Below are 18,898 nucleotides of genomic sequence, written 5' to 3'. Positions count from 1 at the left end.
ATTTAAGTTATGTATGTTTTATGTTACATAAATCTAATTTATACATTATGTACACGCGCACTTAGAGCTGTTTAGAATTCATAATTTAGAGATAAGAAAGGAGGAGAAAAATATAAACTACTAAACAGCTCTAAGTAAAACTTAATTTATAGTAGTGCATGAAGAACTTTTCTGAAATTTTTTGTGGCTCCCCGAGACGGACTTGAACCGCCGACCAATTGATTAACAGTCAACTGCTCTACCGACTGAGCTATCGGGGAGTAACGAGATGTATTATATGATCCTTTTCATGTGCTGTCAATGTTTTTTTAAAGTTTTTATAGCTTTTTATAATCTTTTATATGAATCTGTATTTATGTTAATATATTCGCTAAGTTTTTAGCTAATTTACTTTTAATAAAATGACTAATCAAGTTATAGAGAAACAGCAAGAGTTAATAGAAGAGTTATCTTTTTTTGATGACTGGGAAGATAAATATGACTATATTATTTCACTTGGTAAACAGTTGCCAGACTTTCCTGAGGATAGAAAGACGGAAGATCATCTAGTTAGAGGATGCCAATCACAAGTTTGGTTTGATAGCTGTGTTGAAAATGGTAAGTTAAATTTTATTGCAACTAGTGATGCATTAATTGTTTCAGGGCTTATAGCTATATTGTTGCAAGTTTATAATAATGCAACTCCAACTGAAATATTAGAGTCAAATACTGATTTTATCCAGCAGATTGGCTTTGGTAATAATTTAAGTTCAAATAGGGCTAATGGCTTAAAATCAATGCTTAATTTCATATACGCAACAGCTACTAGAAATCAGTAAATGGAAATACTTGTTTGTAGACCAGAAAAAGATGCTTATGGTTTAGTTGAGTTACTTAATTCTCATAACTGTAATGCTATTAGTCTACCAACTATAAAAATTTATTATAAAGATATTTCTAAAAAAATTTATGAGTATAACTCGATTATATTTACAAGCAAATATGCAGTTCAAGGTTTATTTAAAAAGTATTCACCAGAATTTTTTGCAGACAAAAAAATATACGCAATAGGAGCTAGTACAGCTAATCTTTTAGCTAAGTTTGGTTTGGTAGCAAAATATCCTCATACTAAGTATAATTCTCAGGAATTATTTAGACTGATTTTTCAAGATAATCCATCTCAACAAAACTATGCGATAGCATCTGGCGTGGGGGGTAATGATCTTTTAATAAAACAGCTTTCTAAAGTAACAAAGTGTAAAAAGTTTGAAATATATGAGAGGGTGTTTATAGATATTGATCTTTTAGAAGCTAAATATAAACAGTTCTTTTCAGAAAAATATCCAGAACTTATAGTTGTGACAAGCCTCGATGTATTTAAATCATTAATTAGAGTTTTTGCAAAAACATCACTCCCGATAGACGCAATTATTACCATAACTAGTTCAAAAATGCTAGAATTTGTAAATAAGCAAGGCTTTAAGAATACTTTAGAGCTTGAGAAAATAAACAACGATTATATTTATAAAAAAATACTGGAAATCACAGAGGCTAGTAAAAATGTCGGCAACAAAAAACTCCCATCAGCAAAGTAGTGATGCTAAAAGCACTATTGTAGGAAAAGACACAACTAAAGTAAAAAAATCAAAATCAAGTCTATCTAAATTTAGTATTGTAATATCATTAGTAGCTATAGGCATGGCTGGATATGTGACAGCTGACTCAGTAATCAAACATAAAAATAAAACTAATGATACAAATCAGCAGTATTCTTCTTTAGAAAAACTGCTAAATAAGCTTAAACAAGCTCAAAATGATCAAAATGGTATTATCAATGATTTAAGTAGTCAAAATGATTCACAACAAAATAGTATAAAAGCAATCCAATCACAGTTAACTACAGTAAATAGTCAGTTAGAGACTCCTGCAAAAGATTTGTATATGCAGATGAGCATTATAAATATTCAGTCAGCTATTGACTATCTAATTTTAGCTAAAGATGTTGTAGCGTTTAGTGGAGATGTTCAAAGAGCAAATGATTTGGTAGGTATGGCTTTTGATAAGATTCAAGCAAGTAAGGTTGCAAATATCAGTGCAAATGATCGCCAAAATATCAAAAATGTTTTGAAAAATTATGCTTCTAAAGAGGATGTAATAAAAGAATTTATTAATATTGAACAGCAGTTTGGTAAGTTACAGTATATAACGCCTGAAAATGCTAGTTCGGCAAAAGGGAATCAGACTAAGAGTAAATATATGAAGCTGTTAAGTTCGATCGTGGAGATTCAAGATATACCTAAAAATCAAACTATTGTATCAAGCAAGCAAGCAAAACAATTTATATCTGATAATTTATACCAATCTTTAATAGCTTTACAAACAGCAATGTATACAAATAATGAAGCTGATATTACAAAAGCAAAAATAAATATTACAAATATTTTACAAAAGTACTTCGTTCAAGATGATAATGCAAAAAACCTTGAAAAATCTATACAAAATATTCAAGCTCGAAGAACTCAAGATCTGAATAATGCTCTTGATAAAGTTATTAATCAATTATCGAGTCAGCAAAATGAACTTTTAACTAAAGAGTCTCAGCTAAAAGTTAGTGCAAGTAAAAAAGGAAGTAATAAATGATAAATATTATAAAACTTATAATAGCAGTTATCATAGCTACGATAGTTGGTATTTGGGCTACTAAATATCATGGTTACATTATGCTTGTTTTATCTGATAAAACTATAAAGATGAATTTAGTGGCATTTGTTTTTGCAATAGCTATATTATTTTTTTTAATAGTTTTTGGTGTTAGAATTATCAGGTTAATATTCAGCTTTCCTTATTTATTGTTTAGTTGGTTTTTTGGCTTGTTTGTAGTTGATAAACAAGAAAAGTTCATAGATATAGTTGCTGATATTTCATTAGAAAATAACAAATTAATGCAACAAATAAGTGTTTCAGCTTTGGTGAAATTAACACCTAAATATTTGAGAGATTATATTCTTTTTAGGAAGTTTGAAATGATATCTACTTCAGGTGGGGTGAAAGAGCTTGAAAAGTCTTTGAAGCAATTAAAGAGTGATAGTCTTACATATAAATATTTTGAAGTATATAAGTTTTATATGGTGCAGAAGCTTGGGGAAGCTAAGACAAGAGTCTTAGTATTACTTGAGTGTAATGACAATAGATTTTTACCAAGTGTTGCAAATTTGGCAGGATCTATTGCTTTGTCTGATAAAGACGATACTTTTGCATTAAAGATTTTGGAAAAATATGATGCTTATTTAAGAACTGATATTGAAGAAAAGCTAATAATACTAGCGTTAAAACAAGCAGAAAATGTTGATAAATTGTCAGATATTTATACTAAATCAGACACTACACCTGTTTTAAGTAGAGTGTATCTAGAACAATTAGTAGGGTTTAATGAGATGACTCTTGCAGAGAAATTTGCAAAAAAACAATTAAATAATTTAAATTTGTCTACAGAAATGTTGAGGCTTTATGTTAATGCATTGGGTATTCCAGTTTCAAAACTAGTACCTAAAATCTTAGATAAAGGCAATAGTGACTATAGTAGTATTATTACATTATTAGAGTTAGCTGTAGTTAAATCAGATAATGTAAGTTTTAAAATGATTTATGATTATATTGAGAGAAATATTAAAGACTTGCTTTCAAAGTCGGATTTGGAAAAATATTCACATATTTTATGTAAGTTTTTTATAAAAAATGGTGAAACTGCAGGTCTAGACTTATCTGAAGCAAGACTAGTTTATAGAAGTAATTAATTAAGAGGTTTGTATATGCAAGTTAAAAGATGGTTCTTAAACAATAGCTTGAGAAACTACCAATATCTTTTATATGATAATAATAATGCAATAATTGTAGATCCTTTAAAAGCTGACATTTTTGATGATTTTATTAGAGAAAATAATTTACAGCTTAAGGCTATACTTATAACGCATAAGCATGGAGATCATATAGCTGGAGTAAAAAAGTTAGTAGAGTTATATCCTAGTGCTAAGATTTATGCATATACAGATAATGATTTATTTAAGCCGGATGTATATGTTAAAGATGGTGATGCAATTGACTTAGGTTTTGCTAGTTTTAAAATTATGTATACTCCTGGGCACATTTCAGACCATGTGAGCTTCTTGTTTGAGAAAGAGAAAGCGCTATTTTGTGGCGATACACTTTTCAATGCGGGGGTTGGTGGTGTTCATGCTGAAACAGCAGATGTAAATGAGCTATATGAATCATTAGTTAGAATAGCAAAATTAGATGCAGATATTAAACCTTATCCAGCCCATGATTACTGGCAAAGTAATTTAGATTTTGCTTTAAGCATTTTACCGGATGATGAAAGTTTTAAACACTATAGAGAGCAAATTGGTGACTTAGATGCTGAAGCAAAACCAATAGTTGACTTGGCAGAGGAAAGTAGACTTAATATATTTATTAGGTCAATTAATGATAGTACTCTTAAGCAAGCATTACCAGGTCATTTACTAGGTAGAGATATGTTTGTAAAATTACGAGAGTTAAAAAATAATTTTTAATTACTATTTATTAATCTTGAGTTTCTTCAGTAGTATTATTTTTTTTATTATCAGATGTTTTAGAGTCTTTTTTATCATCTTTAGGTTCTATTTTGGTGCGACTAATTTCTCTAGGGAATCCACCATTTAGACCTATTCTTTGTAATTTAATAATGTCTGGAGCCATAGCTCGTTTACTATCATATGGACCTATGTACATCCTAACCCAATTTCCGACACGTTTGAATTGTGGATTTAAGCCAACTTTTTTCATTTTGCTAACATACCAAGATGTTTCATCCATATTTCTAAAAGATGCAACTTGGTAAATATATGTATATTTATATTGAGCTCGCTTAGCTTCAGGTTCGACATTTACACTGACACTATCGTGTTTGAGGTTATCATAAAATGTAAATACCATCTTGCCACTAGGCGTATTCTCAGAGAAGTTAGGCTTTTGATCACTATTAGTTTTTTTATCAGGCTTAGAGTCTTTTGTGGCTGTTTTGTTTTTATCTGTTTGTAGCTCTATTTTTGCTTTTTCTTCAGCTCTAATTTTCTTTAAATGCTTGTTGATAAGTTTTGAAGCAACAGCAATACACAAAAGACATACTACACCGATAATTAGCAATTTCTTTTTCTTATTTAATTTAGTTTTCTTTGGCTCTTGAGGAACCTCACTCTTTTGTTTTTTAGGTATATCTAGTTTTGATAGATCTTTCATAAGCTTTATTTTGGCAACAATTTTTTTATAAACTAAACTATGGTTTAATTTATTAGTGTTATACTAAACAAAGATTATAATTAATAGTGATATAAAAATATATAGGGTTTTGTTATGAGCTATCAGAAAAATGATAAATTTATTATTAAAGGTTTTCATGAAAGCTGTCCAAATGCTTTTAAAGATAAGATAATAGCTATGGGAGTTATAGAAGGTCAACAAATGACTGTTATAAATAAATCTATATTTGGCGGCCCTATAGCATTTGAGACAAATTGTGGAATCTTTTCATTACGTAAGAAAGACTTAGACTTTTTAAAATTAGAGAAAATAAACTAAAAAGAGGGGTAAAATGAGTTTTAAAAAAGCATTTTTAGTGACATCAATCTGTACAGCTACTTTAGCAACTACTAATCTATATGCTGTGGTAGTTACACCATCACATAAGACTACCACACAGGATAATAGTGTTATAAAAAACACTATTATTAGTAACTTGGATTCTTTATTTCCTTTTCAAACTAATATTACAGTGGGTAAGGTTGATAAAGATAGTAATGGTGATATTACCGCTTCAAATATTTTAATAGTAAGTAGTAGTAAAGATAATCCTAATTTATCTATCGATAAGCTTATAGTTAAAGGCTTGAAGGTTAATCAAAAGATTAATGATGATGTCTCTGTAAAAGTAGAAGGTTTAAAGGTTACAAATCTAGCATCCTCTATTGCAAGTAGTAATGTTGTTAGTGCAAGAGTGGATCATAAGGATCTATCTGGTGATAGTAGTCTTTATAAGATAGTTATGAACACTATAGGTAAGGGTGTTTATAACTTTGAAATTGATTATGATCATAGTGATAGTACATTAAAATTTGATCTTGACTCTACAGTGAATAATAAAGCTTTTGTTAAAGAAGATGTTAAGTTAAAAGGCTTTGACTTATCTGATACTAGCTTTGATAATGACTTCTTAGCAAGCTTAAAAAATAAGGTGATGAGCTCAAAAATTGAAAACCTTGAATTTGATGGTAACTTTACAGAAGTTTTGAAAGAAATAACTTCGGAGTATTTAGGTAAAGACTATAAGCAAACACCAAGCTTAGATATTAACGGATCTTTAGGTAAAACACCGGGCGAACTTGAGTTTAATGTTAATGGTAATTTAGGCACACAAAGTCATGTTAAATATAATATTATAGTTGATGGTATTGATTTAAATAATACTCCAATAGAAGATATAGTAAGTGGATCTAATGCTTTCCTAAAAAATGCATATATTGAGACAAATTCTGCAGATGTTGCTATTGATTTGAACTTTAATAAAGATTCTTTCTCTGAAAAATCACCAATGCAACAAGTCCTAAATATTCTAGGTAAAAAAGATTTAAATATAAAAATAACTTCAAACAATAGTTATAAAGATTCAAAATATAATAATAACTTTAACTTAGAAGCCGATGGTTTAGCTAACTTAAGCGCAAGCACTAAGGCTATAGTTAATGGTAAGCTAAGTTTATTACCGTATGTTGGGGCAAATGGTAAAAACCAGAAAGATCTATATAATTGCGACAATCAGCTATGTTTGACAGACATTGATTTTAGTTTTGCAAATAGTGGACTATTAGAGAAAATTGCTAGATATACTAATAAAGATCCAAATACAACACCGCAACAAGTGCTTGGATCATATGGTGCGTTATTGCAACTTTTTGCAACACAGCAGCAAGATCCGTTCTTGAGAAAGGTATTGTCATCTTTTGCGATATTTTTACAAAATCCTAAAAATATAAGTATACATGCTAAAGCTAATAAGCCTGTGAATCAGACAGCGTTATTAAATATGTTGGTAGATGATACTAAAGCATTAAAAAGACATAACCCTATGCAACAAAAAAATGGGAAAGTTGATCTAAGTAAATCACCTAACATTAAGCTAATAAACGATATACAGAAAATATTTAAAATAACTTTTGATGTTAATAGTTAAACCAATAATAAAATAAAGAAAATATTATAGTAATTTAGCGTATATCAGTGTTGACAAAACTTTTAAATAGGGTAATATATGTCTCTATAAAGCGGGAATAGCTCAGTGGTAGAGCACAACCTTGCCAAGGTTGGGGTCGCGAGTTCGAGCCTCGTTTCCCGCTCCACATACTCTTGCATGTGTGGCTGAGTAGCAAAATGGTTATGCAGAGGCCTGCAAAGCCTTGGACGCCGGTTCGATTCCGGCCTCAGCCTCCATACTGCCCGGGTGGTGAAATTGGTAGACACAAGGGACTTAAAATCCCTCGGAGCTTAACCTCCGTGCCGGTTCGAGTCCGGCCCCGGGCACCATATTCTTATTTCATGCTGTTTCAAGCTGTATCATAATCATAATAAAATCAATACTTTGAGATACTTTCATTGTATCATCACGTATCAAATTGTATTGCCCAATCTCTGACTTTGTGGTACCTTGAGATTTTTTATTTATCATTATGGGTATTTTAACTAAACAATTAATAGAAAGATCAAAAGAAATAAAAGAATTAGAGAAAGACAAAGCCTATAGAGATGGTGATGGACTATACCTATTGGCTAGACCTGGAGGTAATCATAGTTGGTTCTACAGATTTACATACAATGGTACTAGAGATAAGATTACTCTTGGAAAGTATAAAGATATATCAATAGCAGAGGCCAGAGATAAGGTATCGGAATATAATAAGCTTCTAAGAATCCAAAGATAGGTAAAGAAAAGTAAAAACTACAAGCAGATAGTTTATTTGTAAATATAGCTAATAAATACTTTGATATTAAAGGGAGACCTTTGGAGATCAGAAGATACTTATAGGCAAAATAAAAGATTACTTGATAAAATATATACTACCAAAGCTTAAGTATCGCAAAATAGATGAAATAGAGCCTTGGTAAATAGTAAGTATATTTGATAAAGAAACTGGAAATACTCAAAAGAAAATCAAATGTCATTTAAAAGTCTAATATTGTTGCATAACTTAATCTTATTGAGTTCATAGAAACTATATATTTCACTTTAATTAAATCAAAGATCATAATAGCAATATAAAATTTACATTATAAGAGATCATCAAAATGAAAAAAGTAATATTATCAACAGTAATAGTTTTAAGTTTAGTTTCAACTGGTTTTAGTTATAGCTCTTTTAGTCAAGTATCTAGAGGTTCTTTTCCACCTCCAGTAATGCAGCTAGCATCTTAAGTAAAAAGTATCAAGATATAGGGTACTTTTTGCTATATTGGTACTTTTATTTAGAATTAAAACTTTATACATCAATATTTTAAAGTATATGATTCGTTGGTCCTGTGCCATTTATTTGTTATATTCATCATTAATTAAATTTTGAAATTAAAAGATTTTATTAAAACCACATAAAAGGGTTAGTTTCATAGAATAAGTTAAATATCTCAAATAGAATAATCACGCTCCCGATAGATACTATATACGTATGAGAAAAATATATTTTAAGATCTGTTTTTGTATTAAGAAACATTGGTGTATAGATAAATATAATAACAGTAAATATCGAGGCATACTGAAGAATAAGTATATATTCTGAAGGATATAGTACAGCAGAGACCAACGGTGGGATAAAGTATATTAGTATTAAAGCCAAACTACTGAGATGTTTATTATATTTATTAAATATATCTCGGATATAGTGTACTAAAGCTATGCTAACACCTATAAATGAAGTTATTATTGCAAAATGAATAAATAAATTTAATGCAAAGTCTAGTATATTGGATCCTGATATAAGTCTAATTTCATGAATTAAGCCACTTGGTGTATAGTTATTTGATAAGTAAAGACTATGGAAACTATACTGGTTATGTTGAGGAATGACCCCTAATGATACGAAAACCCAAGCTATATAAATAATTAGAACAGCTATACTGCTTATTAAGATATCTTTTTTTATGCGTTTTACATCACCTTTTTGATATTCATAGATGAAGGGGATTATGCTATGAAATACAAATGCAGGTAAGATAGTTGGGAAAGCATATATAATTGCAGATGCTCCAGCAGGAGAATCACTTAAATAATTAGTATTTATGTAAAATAACATAGTTATTATTGCTATTATAAAAAATATAAATTTAAAAATAACAAAGATTCTATTTGTATAATCACTGATTTTATAACTAAATATTAAGGCTCCAAATATTAGTATAAAAATAATTGAAGATATACCTGTTTGAGATTTATTTAAATGATACATGCCATCTAAATTATATAAAAGTGAAGAGCCTTGAGAGATGTAGCTGGATAACATTGAGTAAAAGAAAAGTAAGTAGATAATAGTAAAAAATATCAAATATGGCTTTGGTACTTTTGAATACATTATTGATGTAAAATCAGCACCAAGAGGATGTTCGGCACAGGTTTTTAAAAGCTTCTTAGCTGCGATATACATTATACTCCATGATAGAATTAGGAGTATCACTGCGGTAAAACAGCCGCATGCAGATACAATTAGCGGTAATGACAACATTCCTGTACCAGTGGTTGTACCAATTATAAGAAAAATTGAGCCAATAGACCTAGAGTTCATATCAAAAAATAATGAAGAGTGGGTTTAAAATATCATAGCTTATTTTAATAATAAATTATAGCCATATGCGCCTATGTAAACCTAAGAGAAAGTACTGTCTCAAAATATATAAATTATATGTATAAGATAATGTTATAGGAATAGTAAGAACTATATATTTAACTATAAGAGAATTTTTGATCATAATAGGAGTGTGAGATATAGAGTTAAATGAGAGGTTAATTGAAATGAAAAAAGCAATATTTTCTATATTAATACTGTTAAGTTTAAATTCAGCTGGTTATAGTTATGGGCTGGCAAATCAAGTATCTAGTGATTCTTTTCCTCCTCCAATAATGGAGCTAGCTTAGGTATGAGAAAAATAATTATCAAAAAACAAACCATCATGAATAATATAAAAAACATTATTGCATAATTTAATTGTTGAAATATTGATATTAACTAGATGTTAGGCTTTAATTAATATTATTTAAAAGGGTTAAAAATAATGATTAAAAAGTTAGCATGCTATGTATTTGTTTTTCTTATATTGTTTAGCTATGGTTTATCTAATGATAATAAAGCTAATGCTTCTGTAAAGGCTACAAGTTCTTCTGAAAGCTCTCAAGTAAGTGATAGTAGTACTTTAGGTAATATTATTATTAAGCCTATTAAGAGTGTTGGGATAGGTGTAGCATCCTTAATAATGGCTCCAATAGGAGCGTTTGTTGGGGTATTTGAAGGAATAACAAAGACTAACGCTATTTTATATAATGGAGAACATCACTCTGGAGATAGTGATATAGTTAATATTTTTGTAGCGCCATTTGCCGCAGCTGGGCTTGCAGTAGGAGGTGCTGGTTATATGGTATTCAAACTACCTCAGGAAACAGCAAAATCTTTAAGTCAAGAAGATGATAATTAATATATCTTTTAAATTCAGAGGCTACTTTTTAGCTTATCACTTGTTTTAGGTTGTTGATAATAGTATTTTATTACCAAACAATATAAGAAATTATAAATAATGAAATTGTTTAAATGTACACTCTTATTATCAAGCATAATAATGTTGCCTATATTTGTCTTCGCAGATGGGAACCTTTGTAATGTATATATAAGGATTAAACCAAGTGTTTATAATGACTCAGATAGAGTAGTTTTAAATATGGTTAATACCAAAAAGGATCAGGATTACAGAAATATTGCTTTCTCAGGACAAACTAGAGCAAGTGTGGGTGAAGTAGAGTGTGGTAATGATTATAATATTTATGCTACTGCATTACCTACTCCTAGACGTAAACTATCTTCACCACCTATAAAGTCAGTATATTCAAGTAATCCAATAGCTTTAAATCATGATATTGATATTTCCTATCCAGCAGATTTTACATCAGTGGAATCAACACCTACAGAAGATGAGACTATTATACCTAAATAGAGTTTAAATATTTATCCTGCTCTTATTGCAAAATCTACTTTTGAAGAGCATTATTATTATAAGATTTAAATAGCTTTTGTGGAAAATCTCCTATGCATATAAGTGAACGTAGAAAATGGTATATTGGTTTAGGCATTTTCGTAATAATAGTTTTATTATCTCTTTCTTTATTTCATGCCTCAATATGGTTTAGTATTGGTTTTATAGCAATTTTAGTAGTAATTGCAGTGTATGATCTTTCTCAAAAAAGTCATTCTATTTTAAGGAACTTTCCTATACTTGGACACATCCGTTATATCTTGGAGTTTTTACGTCCGGAAATTCAGCAGTATTTTATTGCTGATAATGAAAGTGAGAAGCCTTTTAATCGAGAGCAACGTTCTACTATTTATCGTCGTGCTAAAGGAGTTAATGATACAGGGGCTTTTGGTACAGAGAAGGATATTTATAAAATAGGGTATGAATGGGTAACACATTCACTAGCACCAAAGCATTTAGACGAAGTTGAAACGCGTGTTAAATTTGGGGGGCCTGATTGTAAGCAGCCATATATGGCATCGCATTTAAATATTTCTTCGATGAGCTTTGGAGCTTTATCTGGAAATGCTATTATGGCTTTAAATAAAGGTGCTAAGCTAGGAGGCTTTTGTCATAGTACTGGTGAGGGTGGTTTAACAGACTATCACTTACAAGGAGGTGATCTTGTTTATCAAGTAGGTACAGGGTATTTCAGTTGTCGTACAGAAGATGGTAAATTCTCACCTGAAAAATTTGCTGAGAGGGCTAATTTAGAAAATGTAAAAATGATAGAAATTAAGCTATCTCAAGGGGCAAAGCCATCTCATGGAGGGGTTTTGCCAGCTGCTAAAATTACACCAGAGATTGCTAAGATTAGAGGTGTACCTATGGGTCAGGATGTATTATCTCCCCCTGCACATAGTGCCTTTTCGACACCTAAAGAACTTTGTTATTTTATAAAAGAGTTAAGAGATTTATCAAGTGGTAAGCCTGTTGGGTTTAAGTTATGTATTGGAAGCCATATTGAGTTTCTAGCTATATGTAAAGCAATGCTAGAGACTGGTATAAAACCAGACTTTATAACTGTTGATGGTGCAGATGGAGGGACAGGTGCAGCTCCTGTAGAGTTTGCTAATCATATTGGTATGCCTCTAGAGGATAGTGTGGTTTTTGTTCATAATGCTTTAGTGGGCTGTGGAATAAGAGATGAGATTCGTATCGTAGCGAGTAGTAAAGTTGCTTCGGGATTTGATATGGTGAGGCTATTCGCTATGGGCGCTGATACTTGTAACTCAGCTAGAGCTATGATGTTGACTGTTGGATGTATTCAGTCTCGCCAATGTAACAACAATACTTGTCCTGTTGGTGTAGCTACTCAAAACCCTCGTTTAGAGAAAGCCCTAGTTGTAGATGATAAAAAGCATCGTGTTTATAATTTCCATAAAGCAACTATTAGATCATGTGCTGAAATTATAGGAGCTATGGGCTTAACTTCTGCTAAAGATGTTGGACCTGAAAATCTGAAAAAACGTATATCTGTAAACGAAGTTAAGTCATATATTGATTTATATGATTTTATTTCTGAAAACTGCTTAGTTGAAGGTAATATTCCAAAGACATTTAAGAGATCATGGGAAAAATCTTCAGCGGATTCTTTTTGAGTGTAATTCAGTTAGTGCTGTTAATATATTGACTAATGATGAATTAAAAGGTGATACTGATATTATACCAATTGATAATTAATTGTAGCTTATGAAAAAGGTTTTAGTAGTTCTTAGCTTATTGCCAGTTTTTGTGTTTGCATCTACGAAGCTTAATAGCTTTAAAGACATTGAGAAATCATTAAATCAAGGAAATAGATTTACTGTTGCAATTGATTTTAAAAATTGTTCTTCAAAAGTAATGGATATGAAAAAGATGGATCTAAAAGCTTCTTTTTCTCCTGATGCAGTAATGTATGAGTCTTCTAAGAATATAAGTTTTTCAGATCTACATTTTACAGTAAACAATCCTCGTTACAAAGGTAAACCTACTTATGAGAGTGTATCATATAAGCTTGATTCTAAAGGAAATTTAGCAATTAATACAAAAACTCTTAATGCTAGTGATTTTTCAGCAATGGACAAAGGTTACAGTATAAACTGTCAAATAAATAAAGGAGTTAGTTTTTATCAGCAATAAAAGATTTTCCAAAAAATAACTAAACTATAGTCTAGATTTATTTGTTAAAATATTATCTACAAGTATTCTTATCTAAGAAAAATGTCACTATATACCTATCCATCAAATAAGCTAGAGTATTTGGTTAGAGTTTTATCTAAGCTCTTAGATCTTGAGAAAAAAGATTTATTTACACCAACACAATTAATAGTTGGTAGCCGTGGTATGCAACATTGGCTGAGTATGCAGTTAGCAGAAACACGCGATATTGCTATGAATCTCAAGTACGACATGATTAATGGTTATATTTTAGATATTTGCTATGAGTTAACGAAAAATCATGAATATAAAAAAGCTTATACAAAAGATATATTAGCTTGGCGAGTTTTTAAACATTTAGATGATATTGATAATGATAAGCTTAAAGAATATTATAAAAATAGTGATCTAAAAAAATATCAATTATCAGCAAAAATAGCTGAAGTTTTTTCAAAATATCTAGCTTATCGTACTGATTGGTTAGAAGTTTGGGAACAAAACAAATTTATAAATCCTACTAAAGAAGAAGTCGATGAGCTTTGGCAAATGCAACTTTGGCAAAGACTAGTTGAAGAAGTTCCAGCAACTCCATATAAAATACAAGCTCAAGCATTAGAGTTATTAAGCAAAGAAAGTTTGAAAAATATAAATGTTCCTAATAGTATCTATATTTTTGGTATAAATAGTATTTCAAAGAAAAATCTTAATTTCATATTTGCATTAGCTAAGCACATTGATGTGAATATTTTGTATATTAATCCATGTAGTGAATATTGGTATGATTTAAAGAAAGATAAAGTTTCTGTTTGGCTAGATAATGATGATTATGAGATCCAGCCACTTTTAGCAAATTTAGGTCAGCAGGGCAAAGAGTTTTTTAGTGAATTATTAGATAATGAAGAAAAAAATGAGCTAGAAATATTTGAGAAATTTGATAATGATTATTTGAATTTTGCAAAGCTTGAAGATAATAATCAAAGTCAACTAGTCAGTCTACAACGCAATTTACTTGAACTTAATTGTCAAAACTACTCACATCAAAAAGATATATCAATAAGTATTAACTCTTGTCACAGTCCTCTTAGAGAAGTACAAGTGCTACATGATAGACTTTTGGATATGATAAATGATAATCCTAATATCAAACCTCGCGATATTTTGGTAATGTGTCCGAATATTGAGGATTATTCACCATATATTGATAGTGTTTTCTCTAGATATGCGGAAGATAAAAAGCTACCGTGTTCAATAGCAGATAGAACGCTACTTGATTCAGAGCCATTAGCTGCTAGTTTTATAGAACTTCTACAGTTGCCAGAGAGTGATTTTGAGGTTAATAAAATATTAGATTACTTATCAGTTCCAGCAATACAGCATAAATTTAAAATCTCAAATGAGCAATTAGAAACTATACGCTATTGGCTAAAAGAGGCGTGTATCCATCATAGTAATGATGGGGAGACATTCTCATGGAGCTGGGGGCTAAAGAGATTAATGCTTGGGTTTAGCTATAGTGATGATAATTATGTTGTTGATTTAAAACTACCCCGTCAGTCTGCGACTGCCACCCCTTCGTGCCAAAGGGGAATTGATATGGATTTTCAGGAGTTGGATCAGCTGATGACTGTACCTATTATCGAGGGTAGTGAAGTAGCTGAATTAGGAGGGTTATATGAGTTATTAGAGCTTTTAGCAGCACACTCTGAGGAACTACTTGAAACTAGGAGCCTTGAGGATTGGCATAGTTATCTTTTAGAGATGTTTGATAATGTTTTTGACATTACACAAGAAGAACAATATATTGCTAAAAAAATAAAAGATATTATAGCTAGGACAATTGAGACTGCTAAAGAAATATCTGCTGATATACTTATTGATTTATATACAATTAGATATTGTTTAATCTCACAGTTATCTGAGCCGATTATTAATAACCACTTTCTTAATGGTAAAGTTACTTTTTGCTCAATGACACCCATGCGGAGTATTCCATTTAAAGTTGTAGCGATGCTTGGCTTAAATAATGGTAAATTTCCACGTCAAGAGTCAGCTATTAGTTTTGATTTAATGGCAAGGTTAGGTAGAAGAGCCTGTGATAGAACGAAGCGAGATGATGATAGGTACTTATTTTTAGAAGCAATACTATCAGCTCGAGATTACTTATATTTTAGCTATCTAGGTAGAAGTGTTAAGACTAATGTTGAGCAACAGCCTAGCTTAGTTCTTAAAGAATTAATTAGCTATTTGAGAGCAAATTATAATTGGTATACATTTGAGGACGAAATTAAAGAGAAGCAGAAACATAAACCTGAAAGGAAGAATATAGTTAGTGATATAAAAGAGTATCCATTACATGCTTTTAGTCCAAAATGCTATTCCGAAGAATATAGAAGCTATGATAATGCGTGGCTTAATTTGTTACAGGCGGAACCTAAGCCTTTTTATGATTTTAAAAAAACTACCCCGTCTTGCTTACGCAATCCATCCCTTCACGAAGCGAAGGGGAGTGCTAATAATTCTGTCATTCTGTCAGGATTGACCACGGAATCCATCAATAAAGAGCATAGTCATACCCGCGCACATTCGACTCCGCTCAGTGACCGAGAGTATCTCAGTAGTGATGGGATAAATTTAAGAGATTCCCACCTGCGTGAGAATGACAATAGTATTAATATAAATACCAAATTACCTCAAAGCCTCACAATATCTAAATTAGCTAAGATTTTTGAAAATCCTTTAAAAGCATACACAAACTATAGTTTAGATTTATATCTTGAAGATAATTTTGAAGAGTTAGAAGATAGTGAGCCATTTGATATTGATAGTCTTGAGAAGTATAGCTTAAAGCAAGAGTTATTTGATGTTTTGAAAGATAATAGAGATAATAGTTTAACAATTAAAACAGCAAAATTAAGTGGTAAATTTCCAGAATCATTACTTACAGATATAGAGTTAGATTCTGAAGTTGAAAGTATAAAAGCTCTAATACAAGAGATAGGTTTAGAAAGCTATCAACAACGCACATTTTTTCAAGATATCGCTGGATATGAGCTAGAAATAAGTTGTTATATTAAAGATAATTATGTTTTGTTATCTACTACTTCTCGTTTGAGTATAACAAAAAAATTCGAGCTATATTTAACAGCACTAATGGTGTCGCATATTGAGCAAAGAGATATTTCAGCTGTATATTATGGATTAAAGGATAATAAGGTTGAAGAATTTAGGTTTGAGAATATTCAGTATGCAACATCTAAGCAAGTGCTTGAGCACTATATAAGAAAGGCTGAGCAAATAGTATCTGAAGTTAAATTAGTACATTTAGCTTTGGCAGAAGCTATTTATAATCATGAAAATAATAGTGATAGATTAAATGCATGGCAAGGTGTTATAAAATCTTCGGAGTATAGTTTTAGTGCTTTAGAAGATGATAGATATTTTAAACTTTTCTATACAAAGTTCCCAAAAGTTGAGGATTTTGAAGGCGAAGAAATTTATCGAGATTTTTTTAAGGTTATAAATGAAAATTTTAAATAGATATTACAAAGTACCACAGACATATAAAAATATATACATAAGCTTTGAGATTGCTATAGCTGCTTGTTTATGTTTCTTATTTGGTTTTTATGTCTCTGATTTATTACATAAAGGACAGTCAATTATCGGAGGTTTCTGGTGTTTGATTACCGTTTCTACAATATTACAACTAAGTGTTGAAGATTCGTATTCTGCAGCTTTTCAAATATTTGTAGGATCGATCATTGGAGGAGTTACAGCCTTTATTTTTACATTTATTTTTGGCTATTATTATTGGATTATGATCTTAGCTGTCGCTATTAGTGTTTTTATTACAGCAAGTATTGGTCTTGAAAATGCTGTGAAAATGAGTAGTGCTAATGCTGGAGTGATAGTTGCATTAGGATTATATCAACCTAATTATTCACCTTTTGTGAATACTGGATTACGTTTGATTGAGACTTTCAGTGGTACTGCAATAGCATTATTTTTTATCTTTATTAGTCGAATTTTTAAGATACGGACTAGTTAGTTGAGTTGTGACATAAGTCCATCATATATCAGATCTATACTACTATAATTTAAATCTTACAAAAACATCTAAAACACAACTATAAAATCTTTGCTCAATGACTAACTAGAACAATAAAATTCTCAAAAGGTTTAATTGTGTTTTAAGAAGAGTAAAGAAGATTTTACGACATGGTATTGTCATGGTTGTGGTGTATTATGGTTTGTAGGTGTTTAAAAGGAGATTGAAAAGTTATGGGAAATATAGAAAGCAATTGGATAAAGGATTTAAAAAAATCACCAATATTCAATATGTCGTTAAGTTCAAAAGAACTTTTTCATAGTAACTTTATAGCATGGGTATTAGAAACTTATTTTGAGCAGTTGGGTAAGTTTTTCTCAGAAAAATTAGAGTTATCAAATAGTAATAAAATAGAAAAAATCCAAAGAGAAAAACAAAATATAGATATATCTTTTAAGCTTGGTGATACTCTTGTTCTTATTGAGAATAAAGTTAAAAGTATTGCTAGTATTGAGCAGCTACAAAAATATACTGATAAATTCAAAAAAGTAGCAAATAAAAAGCTAGTATTACTCTCTCTAAAAGAGAGTAAAATATCGGATAAGGAATTAAAAGATATTGGTTGGATAAGATTATCATACAAAAATTTATTAGAGGCTTTTCAAAGTTTAGAGTTTAAAAATGAATATCATAAGTCTTTGATAGATGATTATGTAAAATTTGTAACAGATATCAAAAATAATTTAATTGATAAAATCAACATAGATGTAATCCAAATATCTAACTTATATGATAAAAAAAGAAGAGTGTTATAAATACTTAGAGTCTCTAAGAGAGATTAAAATGCATGATATTTTCTTAAAAGGTTTATATGAGAGTTTTGCTTGTGCTATATATGATGAACTATATAAGCTTGATAAGTTAAAAAGTAAAGTTGAGTATACGAGTAAGCCGAACAATCATAAAAATATATCTATATATCATGGTTTTACTAACAGCAGTGGTTTAGTGGATATAAAGTATAGAGTTAATGATAATTTTTTTATTGGTATACAAATTCAAGGTAATCAGTATCGTCATTTTGTAGAGCTTTTTGATAGTTCTAAAAAAGATATTTGTAACTTATTAAAATCAATATCTAAAGACAATCTATGGTTTAGCTTTGGTGATGATATTGATGAGGGTAAAATCTATCCTAATAAATCATCTAAGAAATGTAAGCTTTATAATCAATTTAAAGGGAAAAACTCAGTGTTTAAATATAAATATTTTAAAATAGATGGAATAAGTAACAATGATCTTATAAGAAGAGTGAAGGTAGATATTCAAAAGATAGTTGATAAGAAGCAAGAAATAGAAAAGATCTACAATTAAGTGGGTAAAT

21 protein-coding genes and 4 tRNA genes are annotated in these 18,898 nt (G+C 30.1%); 21 read left to right on the top strand and 4 right to left on the bottom strand.

Annotated features, from left to right (window positions below; translation table 11 throughout):
- Positions 1–184: 184 nt before the first annotated feature.
- Positions 185–260, bottom strand: a tRNA-Asn gene (locus F3D62_RS04140).
- Positions 261–401: 141 nt separating this feature from the next.
- Between F3D62_RS04140 and F3D62_RS04135 the strand changes: the two genes are divergently transcribed.
- The 5 genes from F3D62_RS04135 to F3D62_RS04115 are packed head-to-tail and all read left to right on the top strand — an operon-like array spanning position 402 to position 4,547.
- Complete coding sequence (locus F3D62_RS04135; protein ID WP_150466984.1) at positions 402–818, top strand: SufE family protein; 417 nt, start codon at positions 402–404, stop codon at positions 816–818.
- Positions 819–1,574 carry a uroporphyrinogen-III synthase gene (locus F3D62_RS04130; protein WP_150466983.1) on the top strand — a complete coding sequence of 252 codons (756 nt, stop codon included), beginning with the start codon at positions 819–821 and terminating at the stop codon, positions 1,572–1,574.
- The gene (locus F3D62_RS04125) at positions 1,540–2,619 is read left to right on the top strand and encodes a hypothetical protein (protein WP_150466982.1); all 1,080 of its coding nucleotides are present in this window, start codon (positions 1,540–1,542) and stop codon (positions 2,617–2,619) included. Before F3D62_RS04130 ends, F3D62_RS04125 begins: the two co-directional genes overlap by 35 nt.
- A complete protein-coding gene (locus tag F3D62_RS04120; RefSeq protein ID WP_150466981.1) occupies positions 2,616–3,773 on the top strand; it encodes a heme biosynthesis HemY N-terminal domain-containing protein in 1,158 nt (385 codons plus the stop codon). The genes F3D62_RS04125 and F3D62_RS04120 overlap by 4 nt, the downstream gene beginning before the upstream one ends.
- A gap of 15 nt (positions 3,774–3,788) precedes the next feature.
- Positions 3,789–4,547 carry an MBL fold metallo-hydrolase gene (locus tag F3D62_RS04115; RefSeq protein WP_150466980.1) on the top strand — a complete coding sequence of 253 codons (759 nt, stop codon included), beginning with the start codon at positions 3,789–3,791 and terminating at the stop codon, positions 4,545–4,547.
- A gap of 10 nt (positions 4,548–4,557) precedes the next feature.
- On the opposite strand, the gene F3D62_RS04110 is transcribed toward F3D62_RS04115, so the two are convergent.
- Complete coding sequence (locus F3D62_RS04110) at positions 4,558–5,253, bottom strand: SPOR domain-containing protein (protein WP_150466979.1); 696 nt, start codon at positions 5,251–5,253, stop codon at positions 4,558–4,560.
- Between the two features lie 114 nt (positions 5,254–5,367).
- Between F3D62_RS04110 and F3D62_RS04105 the strand changes: the two genes are divergently transcribed.
- The 5 genes from F3D62_RS04105 to F3D62_RS04085 all read left to right on the top strand — a co-directional run bounded on the left by F3D62_RS04105 (position 5,368) and on the right by F3D62_RS04085 (position 7,590).
- Positions 5,368–5,592 (top strand): ferrous iron transport protein A, encoded by a 225-nt coding sequence (locus F3D62_RS04105; protein WP_150466978.1) that lies wholly within the window; start codon positions 5,368–5,370, stop codon positions 5,590–5,592.
- 13 nt (positions 5,593–5,605) lie between these two features.
- Entirely contained in the window at positions 5,606–7,240 is a 1,635-nt protein-coding gene (locus F3D62_RS04100; protein ID WP_150466977.1) for a hypothetical protein, read from the top strand.
- A 91-nt stretch (positions 7,241–7,331) separates the two neighbouring features.
- Positions 7,332–7,406, top strand: a tRNA-Gly gene (locus F3D62_RS04095).
- Positions 7,407–7,423: 17 nt separating this feature from the next.
- A tRNA-Cys gene (locus F3D62_RS04090) sits at positions 7,424–7,497 on the top strand.
- Positions 7,498–7,501: 4 nt separating this feature from the next.
- Positions 7,502–7,590, top strand: a tRNA-Leu gene (locus F3D62_RS04085).
- A gap of 10 nt (positions 7,591–7,600) precedes the next feature.
- On the opposite strand, the gene F3D62_RS13045 is transcribed toward F3D62_RS04085, so the two are convergent.
- Positions 7,601–7,732, bottom strand: coding sequence for a hypothetical protein (locus F3D62_RS13045; protein WP_263478753.1), 132 nt, complete (start codon positions 7,730–7,732; stop codon positions 7,601–7,603).
- 1 nt (position 7,733) lies between these two features.
- Here F3D62_RS13045 and F3D62_RS04080 point away from each other — a divergent pair, with 1 nt between their 5' ends.
- Positions 7,734–7,985 carry an Arm DNA-binding domain-containing protein gene (locus F3D62_RS04080; RefSeq protein WP_150466976.1) on the top strand — a complete coding sequence of 84 codons (252 nt, stop codon included), beginning with the start codon at positions 7,734–7,736 and terminating at the stop codon, positions 7,983–7,985.
- Positions 7,986–8,349: 364 nt separating this feature from the next.
- Positions 8,350–8,475 carry a hypothetical protein gene (locus F3D62_RS13040; protein ID WP_263478752.1) on the top strand — a complete coding sequence of 42 codons (126 nt, stop codon included), beginning with the start codon at positions 8,350–8,352 and terminating at the stop codon, positions 8,473–8,475.
- Positions 8,476–8,635: 160 nt separating this feature from the next.
- Here F3D62_RS13040 and F3D62_RS04075 read toward each other — a convergent pair whose 3' ends face one another.
- A complete protein-coding gene (locus F3D62_RS04075; RefSeq protein ID WP_150466975.1) occupies positions 8,636–9,832 on the bottom strand; it encodes an aromatic amino acid transport family protein in 1,197 nt (398 codons plus the stop codon).
- A gap of 227 nt (positions 9,833–10,059) precedes the next feature.
- On the opposite strand from F3D62_RS04075, the gene F3D62_RS13035 reads away from it, so the two are divergent.
- From F3D62_RS13035 to F3D62_RS04035, 9 genes are all read left to right on the top strand, one after another.
- Entirely contained in the window at positions 10,060–10,182 is a 123-nt protein-coding gene (locus F3D62_RS13035) for a hypothetical protein (protein WP_263478751.1), read from the top strand.
- Between the two features lie 137 nt (positions 10,183–10,319).
- Entirely contained in the window at positions 10,320–10,736 is a 417-nt protein-coding gene (locus F3D62_RS04070) for a hypothetical protein (RefSeq protein ID WP_150466974.1), read from the top strand.
- Between the two features lie 141 nt (positions 10,737–10,877).
- The gene (locus F3D62_RS04065) at positions 10,878–11,249 is read left to right on the top strand and encodes a hypothetical protein (RefSeq protein WP_150466973.1); all 372 of its coding nucleotides are present in this window, start codon (positions 10,878–10,880) and stop codon (positions 11,247–11,249) included.
- Between the two features lie 92 nt (positions 11,250–11,341).
- Positions 11,342–12,928 carry an FMN-binding glutamate synthase family protein gene (locus tag F3D62_RS04060; RefSeq protein ID WP_150466972.1) on the top strand — a complete coding sequence of 529 codons (1,587 nt, stop codon included), beginning with the start codon at positions 11,342–11,344 and terminating at the stop codon, positions 12,926–12,928.
- A 91-nt stretch (positions 12,929–13,019) separates the two neighbouring features.
- Positions 13,020–13,448 carry a VirK family protein gene (locus tag F3D62_RS04055; RefSeq protein ID WP_150466971.1) on the top strand — a complete coding sequence of 143 codons (429 nt, stop codon included), beginning with the start codon at positions 13,020–13,022 and terminating at the stop codon, positions 13,446–13,448.
- A gap of 81 nt (positions 13,449–13,529) precedes the next feature.
- Positions 13,530–17,003, top strand: coding sequence for an exodeoxyribonuclease V subunit gamma (recC, locus tag F3D62_RS04050; protein WP_150466970.1), 3,474 nt, complete (start codon positions 13,530–13,532; stop codon positions 17,001–17,003).
- Positions 16,987–17,514 carry an FUSC family protein gene (locus F3D62_RS04045; RefSeq protein WP_150466969.1) on the top strand — a complete coding sequence of 176 codons (528 nt, stop codon included), beginning with the start codon at positions 16,987–16,989 and terminating at the stop codon, positions 17,512–17,514. The genes recC and F3D62_RS04045 overlap by 17 nt, the downstream gene beginning before the upstream one ends.
- 233 nt (positions 17,515–17,747) lie before the next feature.
- Positions 17,748–18,329, top strand: a complete 582-nt coding sequence (locus F3D62_RS04040) for a PD-(D/E)XK nuclease family protein (protein WP_150466968.1) — start codon at positions 17,748–17,750, stop codon at positions 18,327–18,329.
- Positions 18,304–18,888, top strand: a complete 585-nt coding sequence (locus F3D62_RS04035; RefSeq protein ID WP_150466967.1) for a hypothetical protein — start codon at positions 18,304–18,306, stop codon at positions 18,886–18,888. Before F3D62_RS04040 ends, F3D62_RS04035 begins: the two co-directional genes overlap by 26 nt.
- Positions 18,889–18,898 lie beyond the last annotated feature (10 nt).

Origin of the sequence: Francisella sp. SYW-9 (assembly GCF_008711465.1) — a bacterium.
Lineage (GTDB): Bacteria > Pseudomonadota > Gammaproteobacteria > Francisellales > Francisellaceae > Francisella.
This window is presented reverse-complemented; position numbering and strand designations above follow the sequence as displayed.

Bases quoted from the DNA above. Each gene is read 5' to 3' on its own strand.
- F3D62_RS13040 (WP_263478752.1), top strand. From the start codon at position 8,350: ATGAAAAAAGTAATATTATCAACAGTAATAGTTTTAAGTTTAGTTTCA.
- F3D62_RS04035 (WP_150466967.1), top strand. From the start codon at position 18,304: ATGATAAAAAAAGAAGAGTGTTATAAATACTTAGAGTCTCTAAGAGAG.
- F3D62_RS04080 (WP_150466976.1), top strand. From the start codon at position 7,734: ATGGGTATTTTAACTAAACAATTAATAGAAAGATCAAAAGAAATAAAA.
- F3D62_RS04045 (WP_150466969.1), top strand. From the start codon at position 16,987: ATGAAAATTTTAAATAGATATTACAAAGTACCACAGACATATAAAAAT.
- F3D62_RS04100 (WP_150466977.1), top strand. From the start codon at position 5,606: ATGAGTTTTAAAAAAGCATTTTTAGTGACATCAATCTGTACAGCTACT.
- F3D62_RS04135 (WP_150466984.1), top strand. From the start codon at position 402: ATGACTAATCAAGTTATAGAGAAACAGCAAGAGTTAATAGAAGAGTTA.
- F3D62_RS04065 (WP_150466973.1), top strand. From the start codon at position 10,878: ATGTTGCCTATATTTGTCTTCGCAGATGGGAACCTTTGTAATGTATAT.
- recC (WP_150466970.1), top strand. From the start codon at position 13,530: ATGTCACTATATACCTATCCATCAAATAAGCTAGAGTATTTGGTTAGA.
- F3D62_RS04125 (WP_150466982.1), top strand. From the start codon at position 1,540: ATGTCGGCAACAAAAAACTCCCATCAGCAAAGTAGTGATGCTAAAAGC.
- F3D62_RS04040 (WP_150466968.1), top strand. From the start codon at position 17,748: ATGGGAAATATAGAAAGCAATTGGATAAAGGATTTAAAAAAATCACCA.
- F3D62_RS04105 (WP_150466978.1), top strand. From the start codon at position 5,368: ATGAGCTATCAGAAAAATGATAAATTTATTATTAAAGGTTTTCATGAA.
- F3D62_RS04115 (WP_150466980.1), top strand. From the start codon at position 3,789: ATGCAAGTTAAAAGATGGTTCTTAAACAATAGCTTGAGAAACTACCAA.
- F3D62_RS04055 (WP_150466971.1), top strand. From the start codon at position 13,020: ATGAAAAAGGTTTTAGTAGTTCTTAGCTTATTGCCAGTTTTTGTGTTT.
- F3D62_RS13045 (WP_263478753.1), bottom strand. From the start codon at position 7,732: ATGATAAATAAAAAATCTCAAGGTACCACAAAGTCAGAGATTGGGCAA.
- F3D62_RS04060 (WP_150466972.1), top strand. From the start codon at position 11,342: ATGCATATAAGTGAACGTAGAAAATGGTATATTGGTTTAGGCATTTTC.
- F3D62_RS13035 (WP_263478751.1), top strand. From the start codon at position 10,060: ATGAAAAAAGCAATATTTTCTATATTAATACTGTTAAGTTTAAATTCA.
- F3D62_RS04130 (WP_150466983.1), top strand. From the start codon at position 819: ATGGAAATACTTGTTTGTAGACCAGAAAAAGATGCTTATGGTTTAGTT.
- F3D62_RS04075 (WP_150466975.1), bottom strand. From the start codon at position 9,832: ATGAACTCTAGGTCTATTGGCTCAATTTTTCTTATAATTGGTACAACC.
- F3D62_RS04120 (WP_150466981.1), top strand. From the start codon at position 2,616: ATGATAAATATTATAAAACTTATAATAGCAGTTATCATAGCTACGATA.
- F3D62_RS04070 (WP_150466974.1), top strand. From the start codon at position 10,320: ATGATTAAAAAGTTAGCATGCTATGTATTTGTTTTTCTTATATTGTTT.
- F3D62_RS04110 (WP_150466979.1), bottom strand. From the start codon at position 5,253: ATGAAAGATCTATCAAAACTAGATATACCTAAAAAACAAAAGAGTGAG.